Here is a 13,331-nt window from a genome sequence, read left to right as displayed (position 1 = left end):
CTGGCCGAACAATCCCCTGCGCCGACCTGGGTGGTCGACGGCGCGGGCCACCTGATCTGGGCCAACAGCGCCTGGCTGCTGGAGACGGGCGCCGAGACGCTGGATGAGGCGCGCAGCCGGACCTTGAGCTTCGACCGGGGCGCCGACGCCGTGGTGGCCGAGGCCTTGCGCCTGAACGCGCGTCAGGAAGGCTTCCGCTGGACCACGGCGGGCGGGCGACGCCGGGCGTGGAAGATCCTGGCCGAGCCGCTGGCGGGCGGGCGCGGCGCCGTCATCGCCTTCGCCATCGAGATGACCGAGGCCGAGGAGACGCGCGACACCCTGCGCCGCCATGTCGAGGCTCATGACGAGACGCTGAACCACCTGGCCGACGCCGTCGCCATCTTCGGCCCGTCCAAGCGGCTGGCCTTCCACAACACCGCCTTCCAGTCGCTGTTCGGGGTCGATCCGGCCTGGCTGGACGAGCGGCCGACCCACGCCGAACTGCTGGATCGGCTGCGCCAGAAGCGCCTGCTGCCCGAGGTCGTCGACTACGCCGCCTGGAAGGCCGAGGAGCTGGACTTCTACGGCGCCGCCCAGGCCTCGCCGGACGACAGCTGGTCCCTGCCCGACGGGCGGACGTTGCGGGTGGTGCGTCAGCCGCACCCGCTGGGCGGCATCCTGCTGATCTTCTCGGACATCACCGGCGAGCTGCAGCTGCGCAGCCGCTACAACGCCCAGATTCAGGTCCAGCGCGCGACGCTGGACAAGCTGAACGACGCCGTGGCCGTGTTCGGCTCGGACGGACGGCTGCGGCTGCACAACGAAGCCTTCGAGAGCTTCTGGGGCGTCCCCGGCGAGCGGCTGATGGAGGCGGGCGATTTCGACGCCGTGGCCGCCCTGTGCCGTCCGGTCCTGCCCGACGCCGCCCTGTGGCTGGGGCTGAAGGCGCGGGTGGCCGATCCCGACCCGGAAAGCCGCGTGGCCATCTCCGGCGAGGGCCGCACCGAGGACGGCCGCATCGCCGCGTGGCAGACCCGACCTCTGCCCGACGGCGCCACCCTGGTCGCCTTCTTCGACGTGACGGCCCGGCGCGAGCTGGAGCAGGCCCTGGCCGCCAAGGAGGCCGCCCTGGCCGAGAGCCAGGCCCTGAAGCGCGAGTTCGTGGGCAGCGTCTCCTATGAGCTGCGCACGCCGCTGACGACCATCGTCGGCTATTCCGAACTGCTGGAGGCCATGGGCGACCTGCCCGAGCGCAGCCGTCAGCACGCCGGCGCCATCCGTGTGGCGGCCAGCCATCTGGCGCGCTCCATCGACGACGTGCTGGACATGGCCCAGATCGACGCGGGCGAGATGGAGCTGACCCTGGGCGACGTGCGGGTCTGCGACCTGCTGGACGAGGCGGCGGAAAAAATCAGGGCCAAGGTCGAGGGTCGTGGGGCGACGCTGAATCTGGCCTGCCCGACGGGGCTGAGGCCGATCCGCGCCGACGTCCGCCGCATCGCCCAGGCGGTCGATCACCTGTTGGAGAACGCCTGCCGCGCGGTGTCCGAAGGCGGCGCGGTCAGCCTGACCGCCGAGGCCGGACCGGGCGAGGTCCGTATCCGCGTCGAGGACACCGGCCGGGGCATCCCCTACCATTTGCAGGCCCACGTCTTCGATCGCTTCGTGCGGCGCGAACGCGGCGGGCCGGGCGTGGCCCTGGCGCTGGTCAAGGCGCTGGTCGAGCTGCACGGCGGCTGGGCCGAGGTTCAGTCGGAACCGGGCAAGGGCGCGGCCTTCATCCTGCACCTGCCGGTCGAGGCCACGGCGCCGACCGCTGCGCCGGAATTGCTGCTGGGCTGATCTGAACCGCCCAGTCGTGCTAGAGGGCGTGTCCAAGCCTTCCAGGACGTCCTCATGGCCGACACGACCCGCCCCCTGCTCAAGACCGCCGTCATCTATGATTTCGACGGCACCCTGGCGCGAGGAAACATGCAGGAGGTCAGCTTCATCCCCTCGATCGGGATGACGCCGGCCCAGTTCTGGAACGAGACCGTCCGTCCACGGACCATCGCCTCGGACGGCGACGGCATCCTGATGTACATGCAGATGATGCTGCTGGCCGCGCGCGAACAGGGCGCGCCGGTGACGCGCCAGACGCTGCGCGATCACGGCCGCGACGTGGCCCTGTTCGAGGGCCTGCGTGATCGCTCTTGGTTCGACCGGATGAACGCCTTCGGCGCGCAGTTCGGGCTGGAGATCGAGCACTATATCATCTCGGCGGGTCTGACCGAGATGATCGAGGGCTGCCCCATCGCCGAGGCCTTCACCCACGTCTTCGCCTCGAAATACGCCTATGACGAGGACGACGTGGCGGTCTGGCCCGCCGTGGGCGTCAACTACACGACCAAGACCCAGTATCTGTTCCGCATCAACAAGGGGGTGCACAACCACTGGGAGGATGAGCGCATCAACCGCTTCATCCCGGACGAGGAGCGCCCCATTCCCTTCGATCGCATGATCTTCCTGGGCGACGGCGACACCGATGTGCCGACCATGAAGATGATGCACACCAAGGGCGGCTTCTCCATCGCCGTCTACGACCCCGACAGCACCCCCCGCGACCACGACAAGATCCACCGCCTGATCTCGGAGGACCGGGTCAACTTCGTCGCGGCGGGCGACTATCGCGAGGGCTCGCCCGTCGACCTGATCGTCAAGGGCCTGATCGGCCGTATCGCCGTCAACTACGGCCGGATGCCGGCGGACTGAGGCGCCGGTCGGCGTCCAGCTGAAACACGAGGTCGGCGCGAACCCCGCCCGCCAGCATATGGCGGGTGATCCGCTCGAAATGCTGGATGAAGACGGCCAGTTCGGCGCGCCGGGCGGGCGGCAGATCGGCGAGCGGCAGGCCCATCAGCCCCGCCTCCTGTTCGCAGCGCCAGTCCAGCACGGCGTCGAAGGACGGCGCCTTCAAAAACAGCACCGCGTCGAAGCGGGCGAAGGCCTCAGCATAAGGGCCGGCCAGGGCGGCGTTGGCGGCGCGTCGCCAGATCCCCTGCCCGTCCCGTTCGGCCTCCAGGGCGTTGACGGGCGCGGCGAGGTCAGCCTCGGTCTGCGGCGTCGCGCCCAGGCACCAGCCGTCGACCAGCACCGCCGACGGGCGGCCCGCAAACACAGGCCAGGCCGTTCTGGGCGCGCGATCATCGGCCAGCTTGTCGAAGGCGGGAAGCGGCGTGCGGCTGTCGGCTTCAGCGGCGCGCAGGGCGGCCAGGGTTCGCTCCAGCAGGCCCAGATCATGCGTCCCCGGCGGGCCGCGCACAGCGAACAGGGGATGGACCTCGCGGGCCAGGGCCTGGCGCTCGGCCCCGGTCAGGTAGACGTCGTCCAGCGACAGATGCGCGGCCCCCAGCCGTTCGGCCGCCGCGCGGGCCAGGGTGGTCTTGCCTGAGCCTTGCGCTCCGGCGATCCCGATCAGGGGAATGTGGTCCGGCCGGGCATGGAGGGCGGCCAGAGACCCGACCGCGTCCAGCAGCCGGGCGTCGATCATCTCAGTGCTGGCTTTCCGGCAGGCGCACGATCAGGCCGTCCAGGTCGTCGGTGACGCGGATCTGGCAGGACAGGCGGCTGTTCGGTTCGACGTTTTCGGCGAAGTCCAGCATGGACTCTTCCATGGCCGAGGGGCGGCCCGTCTCGGCGGCGAAATTCTCGTCGACATAGACATGACAGGTGGCGCACGCGCAGGCGCCGCCGCAATCGGCGTCGATGCCCGGCACATTGTTGCGGATCGCGCCCTCCATCACGGACAGGCCCTTTTTGACCTCGACCGTGTGCTCGGTTCCGTCGTGTTCAATGTAGGTGATCTTGGGCATGGAAGCGGTCTTAACTCTGGATGCAGGGTTGGCAAGCCTTGCTACGCGGCGGCCAAGGAAAACCCCCGGAACCAGGCGGCGCCGGGGGCTTTTCTTTTCGTTCGGACCGGCTGGATCAGGCGGCCGTCTTCTTGCGGGACGGCGAAACCATCAGCTTCTTGGTCTCGGCGATCGCCTTGGCCGGGTTCAGCCCCTTGGGGCAGACCTGGGCGCAGTTCATGATCGTGTGGCAGCGATACAGCTTGAACGGGTCTTCCAGGTCGTCGAGGCGCTTCTGGGTGGCGTCGTCGCGGCTGTCCGAGATCCAGCGGTAGGACTGCAGCAGGGCCGCCGGGCCGAGGTACTCTTCCTGGTTCCACCAGTAGCTCGGGCACGAGGTCGAGCAGCAGGCGCACAGGATGCACTCGTACAGGCCGTCCAGCTTCTCGCGGTCTTCCGGCGACTGCAGGCGCTCCTTCTCCGGGTCGGGCGTGTCCGACTGGAGATAGGGCTGGATCGAGTCGTACTGGGCGTAGAACAGCGACAGGTCCGTCACCAGATCCTTGACCACCGGCTGGTGGGGCAGGGGGGCGATGGTGATGTTGTGCGACGAGCACTCGTCCCAGCCCTTGGTGCAGGCCAGGGTGTTGCGGCCGTCGATGTTCATCGAGCACGAGCCGCAGATGCCTTCACGGCACGAGCGACGGAACGACAGGGTGGGGTCGATCTCGTTCTTGATGTGGATCAGGGCGTCCAGAAGCATGGGGCCATGATCGTCGGTCGAGACCTCGTACGAGTCCCAGCGCGGATCGGCGTCCGTCTCCGGGTCGTAGCGATAGACCTTGTAGGTCTTGACGTTCTTGGCGCCGGCCGGAGCCTTGTGGACCTTGCCGGTCGTGGGCTTGGAGCCGCGCGGGAGGTTGAGCTGAACCATCTGCGATCCCCCTTAGTAAACCCGAGCCTTGGGCTCGATGTACGAGACCTCGTCGGTCATCGTGTATTTGTGCACCGGACGGTAGTCGATCTGGACGCCTTCGCCCGGACGCTTCCACGCTAGGGTGTGCTTCATCCAGTTGACGTCGTCGCGGTCCGGATAGTCCTCGCGGGCGTGGGCGCCGCGCGATTCCGTGCGGTTGGCGGCGCCTTCGATGGTGACGACGGCCTGGGCGATCAGGTTGTCGTACTCCAGCGTCTCCACCAGGTCCGTGTTCCAGATCAGGCCGCGGTCCGTGGTCTTGATGTCCGAGCCGGCGGCGTCGATCGAGCGCAGCTTCTGGACGCCTTCGTCCAGGGTCTTGCCGGTGCGGAAGACGGCGGCGTCGGCCTGCATGGCGCGCTGCATCTCAAGACGCAGGTGCGCCGTGGGGGTCGAGCCCGAGGCGTTGCGGAAGCGGTCCAGGCGCGCCAGGTGCGCGTCCGTCTGGGCCTTGGAGGCCGAGGGCACGGCCGAGTTCTTGTCCACGACCTCGCCGCAGCGCAGGCCGACGGCGCGGCCGAACACCACCAGGTCGGTCAGGGAGTTGGAGCCCAGACGGTTGGCGCCGTGCACCGAGACGCAGGCGGCCTCGCCCACGGCCATCAGGCCCGGAACCACGCTGTCGGGGTTGCCGTCGCGCAGCGTCAGCACCTCGCCGTGATAGTTGGTCGGGATGCCGCCCATGTTGTAGTGGACCGTCGGCAGGACCGGGATCGGCTCCTTGGTCACGTCGACGCCGGCGAAGATCTTGGCGCTTTCCGAGATGCCCGGCAGGCGCGCGTGCAGGATCTTGGGATCCAGGTGGTCCAGGTGCAGGAAGATGTGGTCCTTGTTCGGACCGACGCCGCGGCCTTCGCGGATCTCGATGGTCATGGAGCGCGAAACCATGTCGCGCGGGGCCAGATCCTTCACGGTCGGCGCATAGCGCTCCATGAAGCGTTCGCCTTCCGAGTTGGTCAGATAGCCGCCTTCACCGCGAGCGCCCTCAGTAATGAGGCAGCCGGCGCCGTAGATGCCGGTCGGGTGGAACTGCACGAACTCCATGTCCTGCAGCGGCAGGCCGGCGCGCAGCACCATGGCGTTGCCGTCGCCGGTGCAGGTGTGGGCCGAGGTGGCCGAGAAATAGGCGCGGCCGTAGCCGCCGGTCGCCAGCACCACCATCTTGGCGCGGAACTGGTGCAGCTGGCCGGTGTCGAGCTGAAGCGCGGTGACGCCGGTGCAGGCGCCGTCCTGCATGATCAGGTCCAGCGCGAAATACTCGATGAAGAATTTCACCTCGCGACGGACCGACTGGCCGTACAGGGTATGCAGGATGGCGTGGCCGGTGCGGTCGGCGGCGGCGCAGGTGCGCTGCACCGGGCCTTCGCCGAAGTTGCGGGTCATGCCGCCGAAGGCGCGCTGGTAGATCTTGCCTTCGTCGGTGCGGCTGAAGGGCACGCCCCAGTGTTCCAGCTCATAGACGGCCTGGGGCGCGTTGCGGACCAGGTATTCGATGGCGTCCTGATCGCCCAGCCAGTCCGACCCCTTGACGGTGTCGTACATGTGCCACTGCCAGCTGTCCTCGCCCATGTTGCCGAGCGAGGCGGAGATGCCGCCCTGGGCCGCCACGGTGTGCGAGCGCGTGGGGAAGACCTTGGTGACGCAGGCGACCTTCAGGCCCTGCTGGGCGGCGCCGAGGGCAGCGCGCAGGCCGGAGCCCCCGGCGCCGACGACGACGACGTCGTATTCGTGATCGATAAGCTCGTATGCAGCCATGGCGGGATCAGACTCCGGCCGGCAGCGGGGCCGAGCCCAGCGCCAGACGCACGATGAAGAAGACGCTGGCGGCCGCCAGCACGAGGAAGACCAGGTTCGACACCAGGATCAGCGACGAGCGGGAAGGACCGGGGACGTAGTCCTCGAGGATCACCTTCCAGGCCAGGCTGGCGAACAGGCAGAAGACCACCGCCGTCACGGCCAGCAGGCCGACGTTCAGGGTGCTGCCGAACCAGGCGACGACCGCGCCGTAGTCGGCGCCGGCCAGGGTGAAGCCGGTCGACAGAGCCCACAGGCCCAGCGGCATCAGGGCCAGCAGGGCCAGCTTTTCGAGCTTCCATTCCCCGGCGCCGTGGCGCTCGGAGATTTTCACATTGTTCTTGAACTTGGGCGCGGCGCTCACAGCGAAACCTTTCCGGTAGCGAACAGCACGACCCAGAACAGGACGGCCAGGACGATCGGACCCCAGACGGCGATCTGGGCCATCAGGTTGGCGGACTTCAGGTCCAGCCCCTTGCCGGCGTCGTTGATCAGGTGGCGCGCGCCGTTCAGCAGGAAGGAGAACAGCACCCACGTCAGGCCGAACCAGATGAACAGGCCGAACGGCGAGCCCGAGAAGGCGGCGAGCGAGGCGAAGGCGTCCGGGCCGCAGGCGACGATCGCGACCCAGCCCAGCAGCAGGACGACGCCCACGCTGGCCGCGCCGATGGTGACGCGGAACAGGATCGACGCGACCATGGTCATGTGCCAGCGCCAGATATCGGTGAAGGGCGACATCGGTGCGACGTGCCCGTTGGGGTGACGGACGTAGCGGCCCGTCCGGTCGCCAGTTTCGCCCGCAGCCGGGGGAGTGTTCGACATGCGAATGATTCTCAAAAAACCCGAGGAAATTCAGGGCCGGATTGCAGTGCAACAGGCTTTAGTGACGCAGACGGGCCGGTGTCAACGAAGGGGGGCGATTCCGGACGAAAGTCGGTCCCCAAGCCTCGGATCAGAAGGAAGCGACGTGCGCCAGGGCCGCATCGCGCGTTTCGGTTGTGCACGGAACCGCCCCGGGGCGCCCCCAGACCGGATCGGGCCACAGCGGGTCGTCGCGGCGACGGCCGACGACATGGACGTGAAGCTGGGCCGTGACATTGCCCAGGGCGGCGACGTTCAGCTTGTCGACGGGCGCATCGCGCAGGGCGCCCAGTTCACGCACCAGGGCGCCGGCGCGGACGATCTCCTCGCTCAGAAGGGCGCGTTGCTCGGGCGTCAGGTCTTCTAGCTCGACCGCGCCGGGGACGCGCGGCAGCAGGATCAGCCAGGGAAAGCGGCCGTCGTCCTGAAGCCGCACCTGGCACAGGGGCCAGTCGGCGGCGAAGACGGAGGCGGCCTCGAAGGCGGGGTCGGCGGTGAAGTTCATGCGGCGTCCTGATCGGCGAGAAGGCGCAGGCGATAGGCGTTCATCGCCGTCTCGGCCAGACGCTGGGTCAGGCGCCAGTTGACCACGGCCCCGATCGGCGCGCCGACCAGCGGCAGCAGCTGGGCCAGCTTGGCCACGTCGATGTAGTCGCGATACTCCAGCTGGAATTTGCGCCAGTCGAAGGTCTTCAGAGCGTCGGGATCATGCGGCGCGCGCATGGCGGCCTCCAGCGCGGCCAGGGCCTCGGGGCGATGCCGGGCGCTGGAGAAGGCCAGCTGGAAGATGCGCAGGACGATCACCCGCTCCTTCAGGTCGCGGCCGGAATAGCCGTACAGGGCGGCGATCTCGAACAGCATCTTGACCTTGATCGCCATCAGCGCCGGAAAGTCCGCCGCCGCCATCAGGAAGCCCCCGGCCCCCGCCACCCCGCCCTCGACGCTGGCGGTGGTGCGATACAGTTCGATGCGGGCGCGGACCCTGGCTTCGCGCTCCTGCAGAGCGCCTTCTGTCAAGGGACGGGCGGTGGTCCATTCCGATCCGACCAGAAGTCCGCGCGTCATCTGCTGGACGGCGCCGGTCACGATCTCGTGCACGCGCTCGGGAATGACGCGGTTGATGCGATCCTGGGTCGCGCGGGTGGTCTTGTCCCACAGCCCGGGCCGTTTCAGCTGGCGGTCGCGCCAGGCCAGGGCCTCGGTCAGGGCGCGCGCCTCATAGGCGGCGTCCGTCATCGGGGGAGCGTCCGTGGGTTTGGCCATGGCCGCAGCCTCGCAGGCCCCGACGAAAGGCGCAACGCGGAACGCTTGCCGCGACCCGCCGACAGGTCTAGACCGCCGTTCCAGCGACTACCGTTTCGCACACGCAATATCGACTGGAGAGACCTGAATGGCTCGCGCGAAGATCGCCCTTATCGGCGCCGGAATGATCGGCGGAACCCTGGCCCACGTGGCTGCGCGCGAAGCGCTGGGCGACGTCATCCTGTTCGACATCGCCGAAGGCACCCCCCAGGGCAAGGCTCTGGACATCGCCGAAGCCTCGGCCGTCTTCGGTCAGGACGTGGCGCTGAAGGGCGCCAACGACTACGCCGACATCGCGGGCGCCGACGTCTGCATCGTCACCGCCGGCGTGCCGCGCAAGCCGGGCATGAGCCGCGACGACCTGATCGGCATCAACCTCAAAGTCATGAAGGCCGTCGGCGAGGGCATCAAGCAGCACGCCCCCAACGCCTTCGTCATCTGCATCACCAACCCGCTCGACGCCATGGTCTGGGCCCTGCAGAAGTTCTCGGGTCTGCCCAAGGAGAAGGTCATCGGCATGGCCGGCGTGCTGGACTCGGCCCGCTTCGCCTACTTCCTGGCTGAAAAGACCGGCGTCTCGGTGCAGGACATCCACGCCTGGACCCTGGGCGGTCACGGCGACGACATGGTGCCGATGGTGCGCCACTCGACGGTCGGCGGCCTGCCGCTGCCGGACGCGGTCGCCGCGGGCTTCCTGTCGCAAGCCGACCTGGACGCCATCGTCGATCGCACCCGCAAGGGCGGGGGCGAGATCGTGGCCCTGCTGAAGACCGGCTCGGCCTTCTACGCCCCGGCTGAATCGGCCATCGCCATGGCCAAGTCCTACCTGCTGGACCAGAAGCGCGTCCTGCCGTGCGCCGTGTGGCTGTCGGGCGAATACGGCCTGTCGGACCTCTATGTCGGCGTCCCGGCCCTGATCGGCGCGAACGGCGTCGAAAAGGTCATCGAGTTCACCACCAACGACGACGAGAAGGCGATGTTCGCCAAGTCGGTCGCCTCGGTCCAGGGCCTGATCCAGGCCTGTAAGGATATTGACTCCTCGCTGGCCTAAGGCCAGCGGGCGCTATCGCGCGGCTCGCGGAGCCGCGCTGCTTGAGCGCTTAGGTGTCTAAATTGGAAAGGGCCGCATCATCGGGTGCGGCCCTTTTTCATGCGCCATTCCTGGAAACCGCTCATCCCGGCGAACGCCGGGATCCAGTGCTTTGGCCGCCAGTGCGCGCTTAGGCGCTCTGGAATGCGGTGCGCGAGGTTCATACTGGATCCCGGCGTTCGCCGGGATGAGCGGGCAAGGAAAAGCTCAGGCCGCTTCAGCCTCTTCGCGCTGTTCTAGCCAGGCCTCGCTCTGCATCTCGTTGAAGCGCGACACCGTCCGCTCGAACTCAAAAGCGCCGACGCCCTCGGTGTAGAGCGCCTCGGGCGCGGCCTGCGCCAGGACGACCAGGCGGGTCTTGGCCTCATAAAGCGCATCCACCAGCGTCACCAGGCGGCGCGCCTCATGATGGTTGGCCGGGCTGAGCAGGGGCACGTCGGCCAGGAACAGGGTGTGGAAGCGCCGGGCGACGGCCAGATAGTCCTGCGGCCCAAGCGGACGCCCGCACAGCTCGTTGAAGGTCGCACGCGCCATGCCGCCGACCGTGCGCTCCAGTTTCACCTCGCGGCCTAGCACCGGCAGGGCGATGGGTTCTTCCGGCTCGCCGCCCTTGAGGTCGGACCACAGGGTCTCGAAGCCTTGCCGCGCCTCGGCGTCCAGCGGCGAAAACCAGACCCTGGCCCCGGCCATGCGGTCCAGGCGGAAGTCGCGGGCGCCCGCCGTCTCGACCACGTCGCAGCGCTGGCGGATGATGTCGATGAAGGGCAGGAAGAGCTGGCGGTTGATGCCGTTCTTGTAGAGGTCTTCGGGCGCGCGGTTCGAGGTGACGGCCAGCACCACCTTCTTCTCGAACAGGGCCTCGAACAGCCGACCCAGGATCATGGCGTCGGCGATGTCCGTCACCTGCAGTTCGTCGAAGCACAGCAGGCGCGCCTCCGAGGCGATCAGGGCCGCGATCGGCGGAATGGGATCGTCGCCCTTGCTGGTTCCGAACACGTCCTTGCGGCTGCGCGGCGAGCCGTCGCGCCACTGCTTCACCAGGTCGTGGATGCGCGCCATGAAGGCGTGGAAGTGAGCGCGGACCTTCTTCTGTTCGGGCGTCGAGGAATAGAAGAGGTCCATCAACATGGACTTGCCGCGTCCCGGCGGGCCCCAGATGTAGATGCCCCTGACCTCGGGCAGGGCGCCGAACAGCCCCTTCTTCGACAGGTCGGTCTCCAGCCGCTCCAGCGCGCCGATCAGGGCGGCCTGGGCCGGTTCGGGCGTGATCACGCCCTCTTCCACGCGGATGTCGTAAGCGTTGCGGATACGGGAGGTCATGGCCAGCAGATAGTCCTCGGATGGGGCCGGGGGAAGGCGGTCGCGGATTCGGGCGACGAATTGGAGGATTCTGGTTGCTTCGCGACTGCGAAAGACCCAAATGCAGAAGCGTTTCTCCCAAACGCCCCCGAACAAAGGATGATTTCATCATGGGCTATCGCGTCGCCGTCGTAGGCGCCACCGGCAATGTCGGTCGGGAAATCCTGACCATTCTCGAGGAAGAGAACTTCCCCGTTGAACAGATGCACGCGATCGCCTCCCGAAAATCCAAAGGCGTCGAGGTCTCCTTCGGCGACAAGACCATCAAATGCCAGGACATCGAGCAGTTCGACTTCTCGAGCGTCGACCTGGTGCTGATGAGCGCCGGCGGCGACGTCTCGCGCGCCTGGTCCGAGAAGATCGGCAAGGCCGGTCCCATCGTCATCGATAACTCCTCGGCCTTCCGTCAGGATCCGGACGTGCCGCTGATCGTGCCGGAGGTGAACCCGGACGACGCCAAGCTGGCGACCAAGAAGAACATCGTCGCCAATCCCAACTGCTCGACCGCCCAGCTGGTGGTGGCGCTGAAGCCGCTGCATGACGCCGCCAAGATCAAGCGCGTCGTCGTCTCGACCTATCAGTCCGTCTCGGGCGCCGGGAAGGAAGGCATGGACGAGCTGTGGAACCAGACCAAGGCCATCTACGGCCTGGGCGACGCGACGCCGAAGAAGTTCCCCAAGCAGATCGCCTTCAACGTCATTCCCTACATCGGTTCGTTCCGCGACGACGGCTACACCGACGAGGAAGCCAAGATGTGGGACGAGACGCACAAGATGCTCGACCCGTCGATCAAGCTGACCGTCACCTGCGTCCGCGTGCCGGTCTTCGTCGGCCACTCCGAAGCCGTGACGGTCGAGTTCGACCGCCCGATCGAACCGGACGAAGCGCGCGAAATCCTGCGCGAGGCGCCGGGGATCCTGGTCGTCGATAAGCAGGAGCACGACGGCTACATCACCCCGGTCGACGCCGCCGGCGAGCACGCCGTCTATGTGTCGCGCATCCGCAAGGATCCGACGGTCGAGCACGGCCTGTCATTCTGGGTGGTGTCGGACAACCTGCGCAAGGGCGCGGCCCTGAACGCCGTGCAGATCGCCCAACTGCTGGACGAGACCGGCGTCATCTCGCCCAAGAGCGGCTACCGCACTTTGACTGTCTAAGAAGGGGCCCCTACCGCCTCGCACGCGGTGCGAGGCTGCTTGAGGGGCGTCAGTCGTGTTGTCCCCCGCCGCGTCGGCGATGCGGCGGGGATCGAAAGGTTCCAGTGTGAGCGCCTCCCCTGCTCCTGCCGCGTCCGAAGCCCGCGCCGCCCTGGCGGCGGGGGTGCTCTGCTACCTGCTGTGGGGCTTCATTCCCCTGGTGTTCCAGCAGATGGCGCATCAGGGCGCGGACGCCTGGGAGATCATGGGCCACCGCGCCCTCTGGGGCCTGGTCTGGGCCCTGATCCTGGTCATGCTGTCGCGCCAGTGGACGCAGGTCGTCGCCGTCTTCCGCCAGCCCAAGGTGCTGGGCTGGTTGGCGCTGTCGGCGGTGCTGATCGCCGCCAACTGGACCACCTATGTCATGGCGGTGAACAACGGCCGGACGCTGGACGCCTCGCTGGGCTATTATCTCAATCCGCTGCTGAACATGGCCGCTGGGGCCTGGTTGTTCCGTGAACGGATCGACCGTTTCGGCGTCATCGCCATCGTCCTGGCGGCGATCGGCGTGGTGCTTCAGGCGATCGCTCTGGGCCATATGCCCTGGGTGTCGCTGCTGCTGGCCTTCAGCTTCGCCGGCTACGGCATCATCCGCAAACGGGTCTCGGTCGACGCCCAGACCGGCCTGTTCATGGAATGCCTGCTGCTGGCCCTGCCCGGCCTGGCCTGGGTCGTCTTCATCGAAGCGACGGGTCAGGGCCATTTCACCGCCTCCCCCGCCGCCACCGCCTGGCTGCTGTTCGCGGGACCGGCGACGGTCATCCCGCTGGCCCTGTTCGCCTGGGCGGCGCGCCGGATGCCCTTGTCCAGCATGGGCTTTCTGCAGTTCCTGGCGCCGACCATCGTCTTCGTCATCGGCGCCTTGCAGGGCGAGGCCCTGGGAAGCCTGCGCATCGCCTCCTTCGCCTTCATCTGGGTCGGGGCCGCCGTCTTCGCCCTGA

Annotated in this window: 14 protein-coding genes; 5 read left to right on the top strand and 9 right to left on the bottom strand. The window is 67.8% G+C overall.

What is annotated here, in order from left to right; translation table 11 throughout:
- Together B2Y21_RS06400 and B2Y21_RS06395 are read left to right on the top strand one after the other, a co-directional pair.
- Window positions 1–1,824 (top strand): ATP-binding protein (locus tag B2Y21_RS06400; RefSeq protein WP_292058077.1); only part of this gene is annotated, 1,824 nt, incomplete at its 5' end.
- Between the two features lie 54 nt (window positions 1,825–1,878).
- Entirely contained in the window at window positions 1,879–2,733 is an 855-nt protein-coding gene (locus tag B2Y21_RS06395; RefSeq protein ID WP_003166504.1) for an HAD family hydrolase, read from the top strand.
- On the opposite strand, the gene B2Y21_RS06390 is transcribed toward B2Y21_RS06395, so the two are convergent.
- From B2Y21_RS06390 to B2Y21_RS06355, 8 genes are all read right to left on the bottom strand, one after another.
- On the bottom strand, window positions 2,705–3,511 hold the full coding sequence (locus B2Y21_RS06390; RefSeq protein WP_292058076.1) for a kinase: 807 nt from the start codon (window positions 3,509–3,511) through the stop codon (window positions 2,705–2,707). The two genes, B2Y21_RS06395 and B2Y21_RS06390, sit on opposite strands and share 29 nt — an antisense overlap.
- A gap of 1 nt (window position 3,512) precedes the next feature.
- Entirely contained in the window at window positions 3,513–3,833 is a 321-nt protein-coding gene (locus B2Y21_RS06385; RefSeq protein WP_003166502.1) for a 2Fe-2S iron-sulfur cluster-binding protein, read from the bottom strand.
- A gap of 115 nt (window positions 3,834–3,948) precedes the next feature.
- A complete protein-coding gene (locus B2Y21_RS06380) occupies window positions 3,949–4,746 on the bottom strand; it encodes a succinate dehydrogenase iron-sulfur subunit (RefSeq protein WP_125899535.1) in 798 nt (265 codons plus the stop codon).
- A gap of 12 nt (window positions 4,747–4,758) precedes the next feature.
- A complete protein-coding gene (gene sdhA / locus B2Y21_RS06375; RefSeq protein ID WP_087141322.1) occupies window positions 4,759–6,543 on the bottom strand; it encodes a succinate dehydrogenase flavoprotein subunit in 1,785 nt (594 codons plus the stop codon).
- Window positions 6,544–6,550: 7 nt separating this feature from the next.
- Window positions 6,551–6,946 (bottom strand): succinate dehydrogenase, hydrophobic membrane anchor protein, encoded by a 396-nt coding sequence (locus B2Y21_RS06370; RefSeq protein WP_292058073.1) that lies wholly within the window; start codon window positions 6,944–6,946, stop codon window positions 6,551–6,553.
- The gene (gene sdhC / locus B2Y21_RS06365) at window positions 6,943–7,404 is read right to left on the bottom strand and encodes a succinate dehydrogenase, cytochrome b556 subunit (protein WP_292058071.1); all 462 of its coding nucleotides are present in this window, start codon (window positions 7,402–7,404) and stop codon (window positions 6,943–6,945) included. Before sdhC ends, B2Y21_RS06370 begins: the two co-directional genes overlap by 4 nt.
- Window positions 7,405–7,534: 130 nt before the next feature.
- Complete coding sequence (locus tag B2Y21_RS06360; RefSeq protein ID WP_292058067.1) at window positions 7,535–7,948, bottom strand: HIT domain-containing protein; 414 nt, start codon at window positions 7,946–7,948, stop codon at window positions 7,535–7,537.
- The gene (locus tag B2Y21_RS06355) at window positions 7,945–8,706 is read right to left on the bottom strand and encodes an EcsC family protein (RefSeq protein ID WP_292058065.1); all 762 of its coding nucleotides are present in this window, start codon (window positions 8,704–8,706) and stop codon (window positions 7,945–7,947) included. Before B2Y21_RS06355 ends, B2Y21_RS06360 begins: the two co-directional genes overlap by 4 nt.
- A 127-nt stretch (window positions 8,707–8,833) precedes the next feature.
- On the opposite strand from B2Y21_RS06355, the gene mdh reads away from it, so the two are divergent.
- On the top strand, window positions 8,834–9,796 hold the full coding sequence (mdh, locus tag B2Y21_RS06350; RefSeq protein ID WP_292058064.1) for a malate dehydrogenase: 963 nt from the start codon (window positions 8,834–8,836) through the stop codon (window positions 9,794–9,796).
- Between the two features lie 246 nt (window positions 9,797–10,042).
- On the opposite strand, the gene zapE is transcribed toward mdh, so the two are convergent.
- Window positions 10,043–11,155 (bottom strand): cell division protein ZapE, encoded by a 1,113-nt coding sequence (gene zapE, locus B2Y21_RS06345; protein WP_292058062.1) that lies wholly within the window; start codon window positions 11,153–11,155, stop codon window positions 10,043–10,045.
- Between the two features lie 149 nt (window positions 11,156–11,304).
- On the opposite strand from zapE, the gene B2Y21_RS06340 reads away from it, so the two are divergent.
- Window positions 11,305–12,351 carry an aspartate-semialdehyde dehydrogenase gene (locus B2Y21_RS06340; protein ID WP_292058060.1) on the top strand — a complete coding sequence of 349 codons (1,047 nt, stop codon included), beginning with the start codon at window positions 11,305–11,307 and terminating at the stop codon, window positions 12,349–12,351.
- Between the two features lie 106 nt (window positions 12,352–12,457).
- Window positions 12,458–13,331, top strand: an 874-nt coding sequence (gene rarD, locus B2Y21_RS06335; RefSeq protein WP_292058057.1) for an EamA family transporter RarD, incomplete at its 3' end; no start/stop codon positions are given.

It is taken from the genome of Brevundimonas sp. UBA5936, from assembly GCA_002430835.1.
GTDB lineage: Bacteria > Pseudomonadota > Alphaproteobacteria > Caulobacterales > Caulobacteraceae > Brevundimonas.
Note: the sequence above shows the minus strand (reverse complement) of the source record. Positions and strands in the feature narration are given on the sequence as shown.

What these genes read in the sequence shown, in the direction of transcription:
- B2Y21_RS06395 (WP_003166504.1), top strand. Translation starts at nt 1,879, where the DNA reads ATGGCCGACACGACCCGCCCCCTGCTCAAGACCGCCGTCATCTATGAT.
- B2Y21_RS06390 (WP_292058076.1), bottom strand. Translation starts at nt 3,511, where the DNA reads ATGATCGACGCCCGGCTGCTGGACGCGGTCGGGTCTCTGGCCGCCCTC.
- B2Y21_RS06385 (WP_003166502.1), bottom strand. Translation starts at nt 3,833, where the DNA reads ATGCCCAAGATCACCTACATTGAACACGACGGAACCGAGCACACGGTC.
- B2Y21_RS06380 (WP_125899535.1), bottom strand. Translation starts at nt 4,746, where the DNA reads ATGGTTCAGCTCAACCTCCCGCGCGGCTCCAAGCCCACGACCGGCAAG.
- sdhA (WP_087141322.1), bottom strand. Translation starts at nt 6,543, where the DNA reads ATGGCTGCATACGAGCTTATCGATCACGAATACGACGTCGTCGTCGTC.
- sdhC (WP_292058071.1), bottom strand. Translation starts at nt 7,404, where the DNA reads ATGTCGAACACTCCCCCGGCTGCGGGCGAAACTGGCGACCGGACGGGC.
- B2Y21_RS06360 (WP_292058067.1), bottom strand. Translation starts at nt 7,948, where the DNA reads ATGAACTTCACCGCCGACCCCGCCTTCGAGGCCGCCTCCGTCTTCGCC.
- B2Y21_RS06355 (WP_292058065.1), bottom strand. Translation starts at nt 8,706, where the DNA reads ATGGCCAAACCCACGGACGCTCCCCCGATGACGGACGCCGCCTATGAG.
- mdh (WP_292058064.1), top strand. Translation starts at nt 8,834, where the DNA reads ATGGCTCGCGCGAAGATCGCCCTTATCGGCGCCGGAATGATCGGCGGA.
- zapE (WP_292058062.1), bottom strand. Translation starts at nt 11,155, where the DNA reads ATGACCTCCCGTATCCGCAACGCTTACGACATCCGCGTGGAAGAGGGC.
- B2Y21_RS06340 (WP_292058060.1), top strand. Translation starts at nt 11,305, where the DNA reads ATGGGCTATCGCGTCGCCGTCGTAGGCGCCACCGGCAATGTCGGTCGG.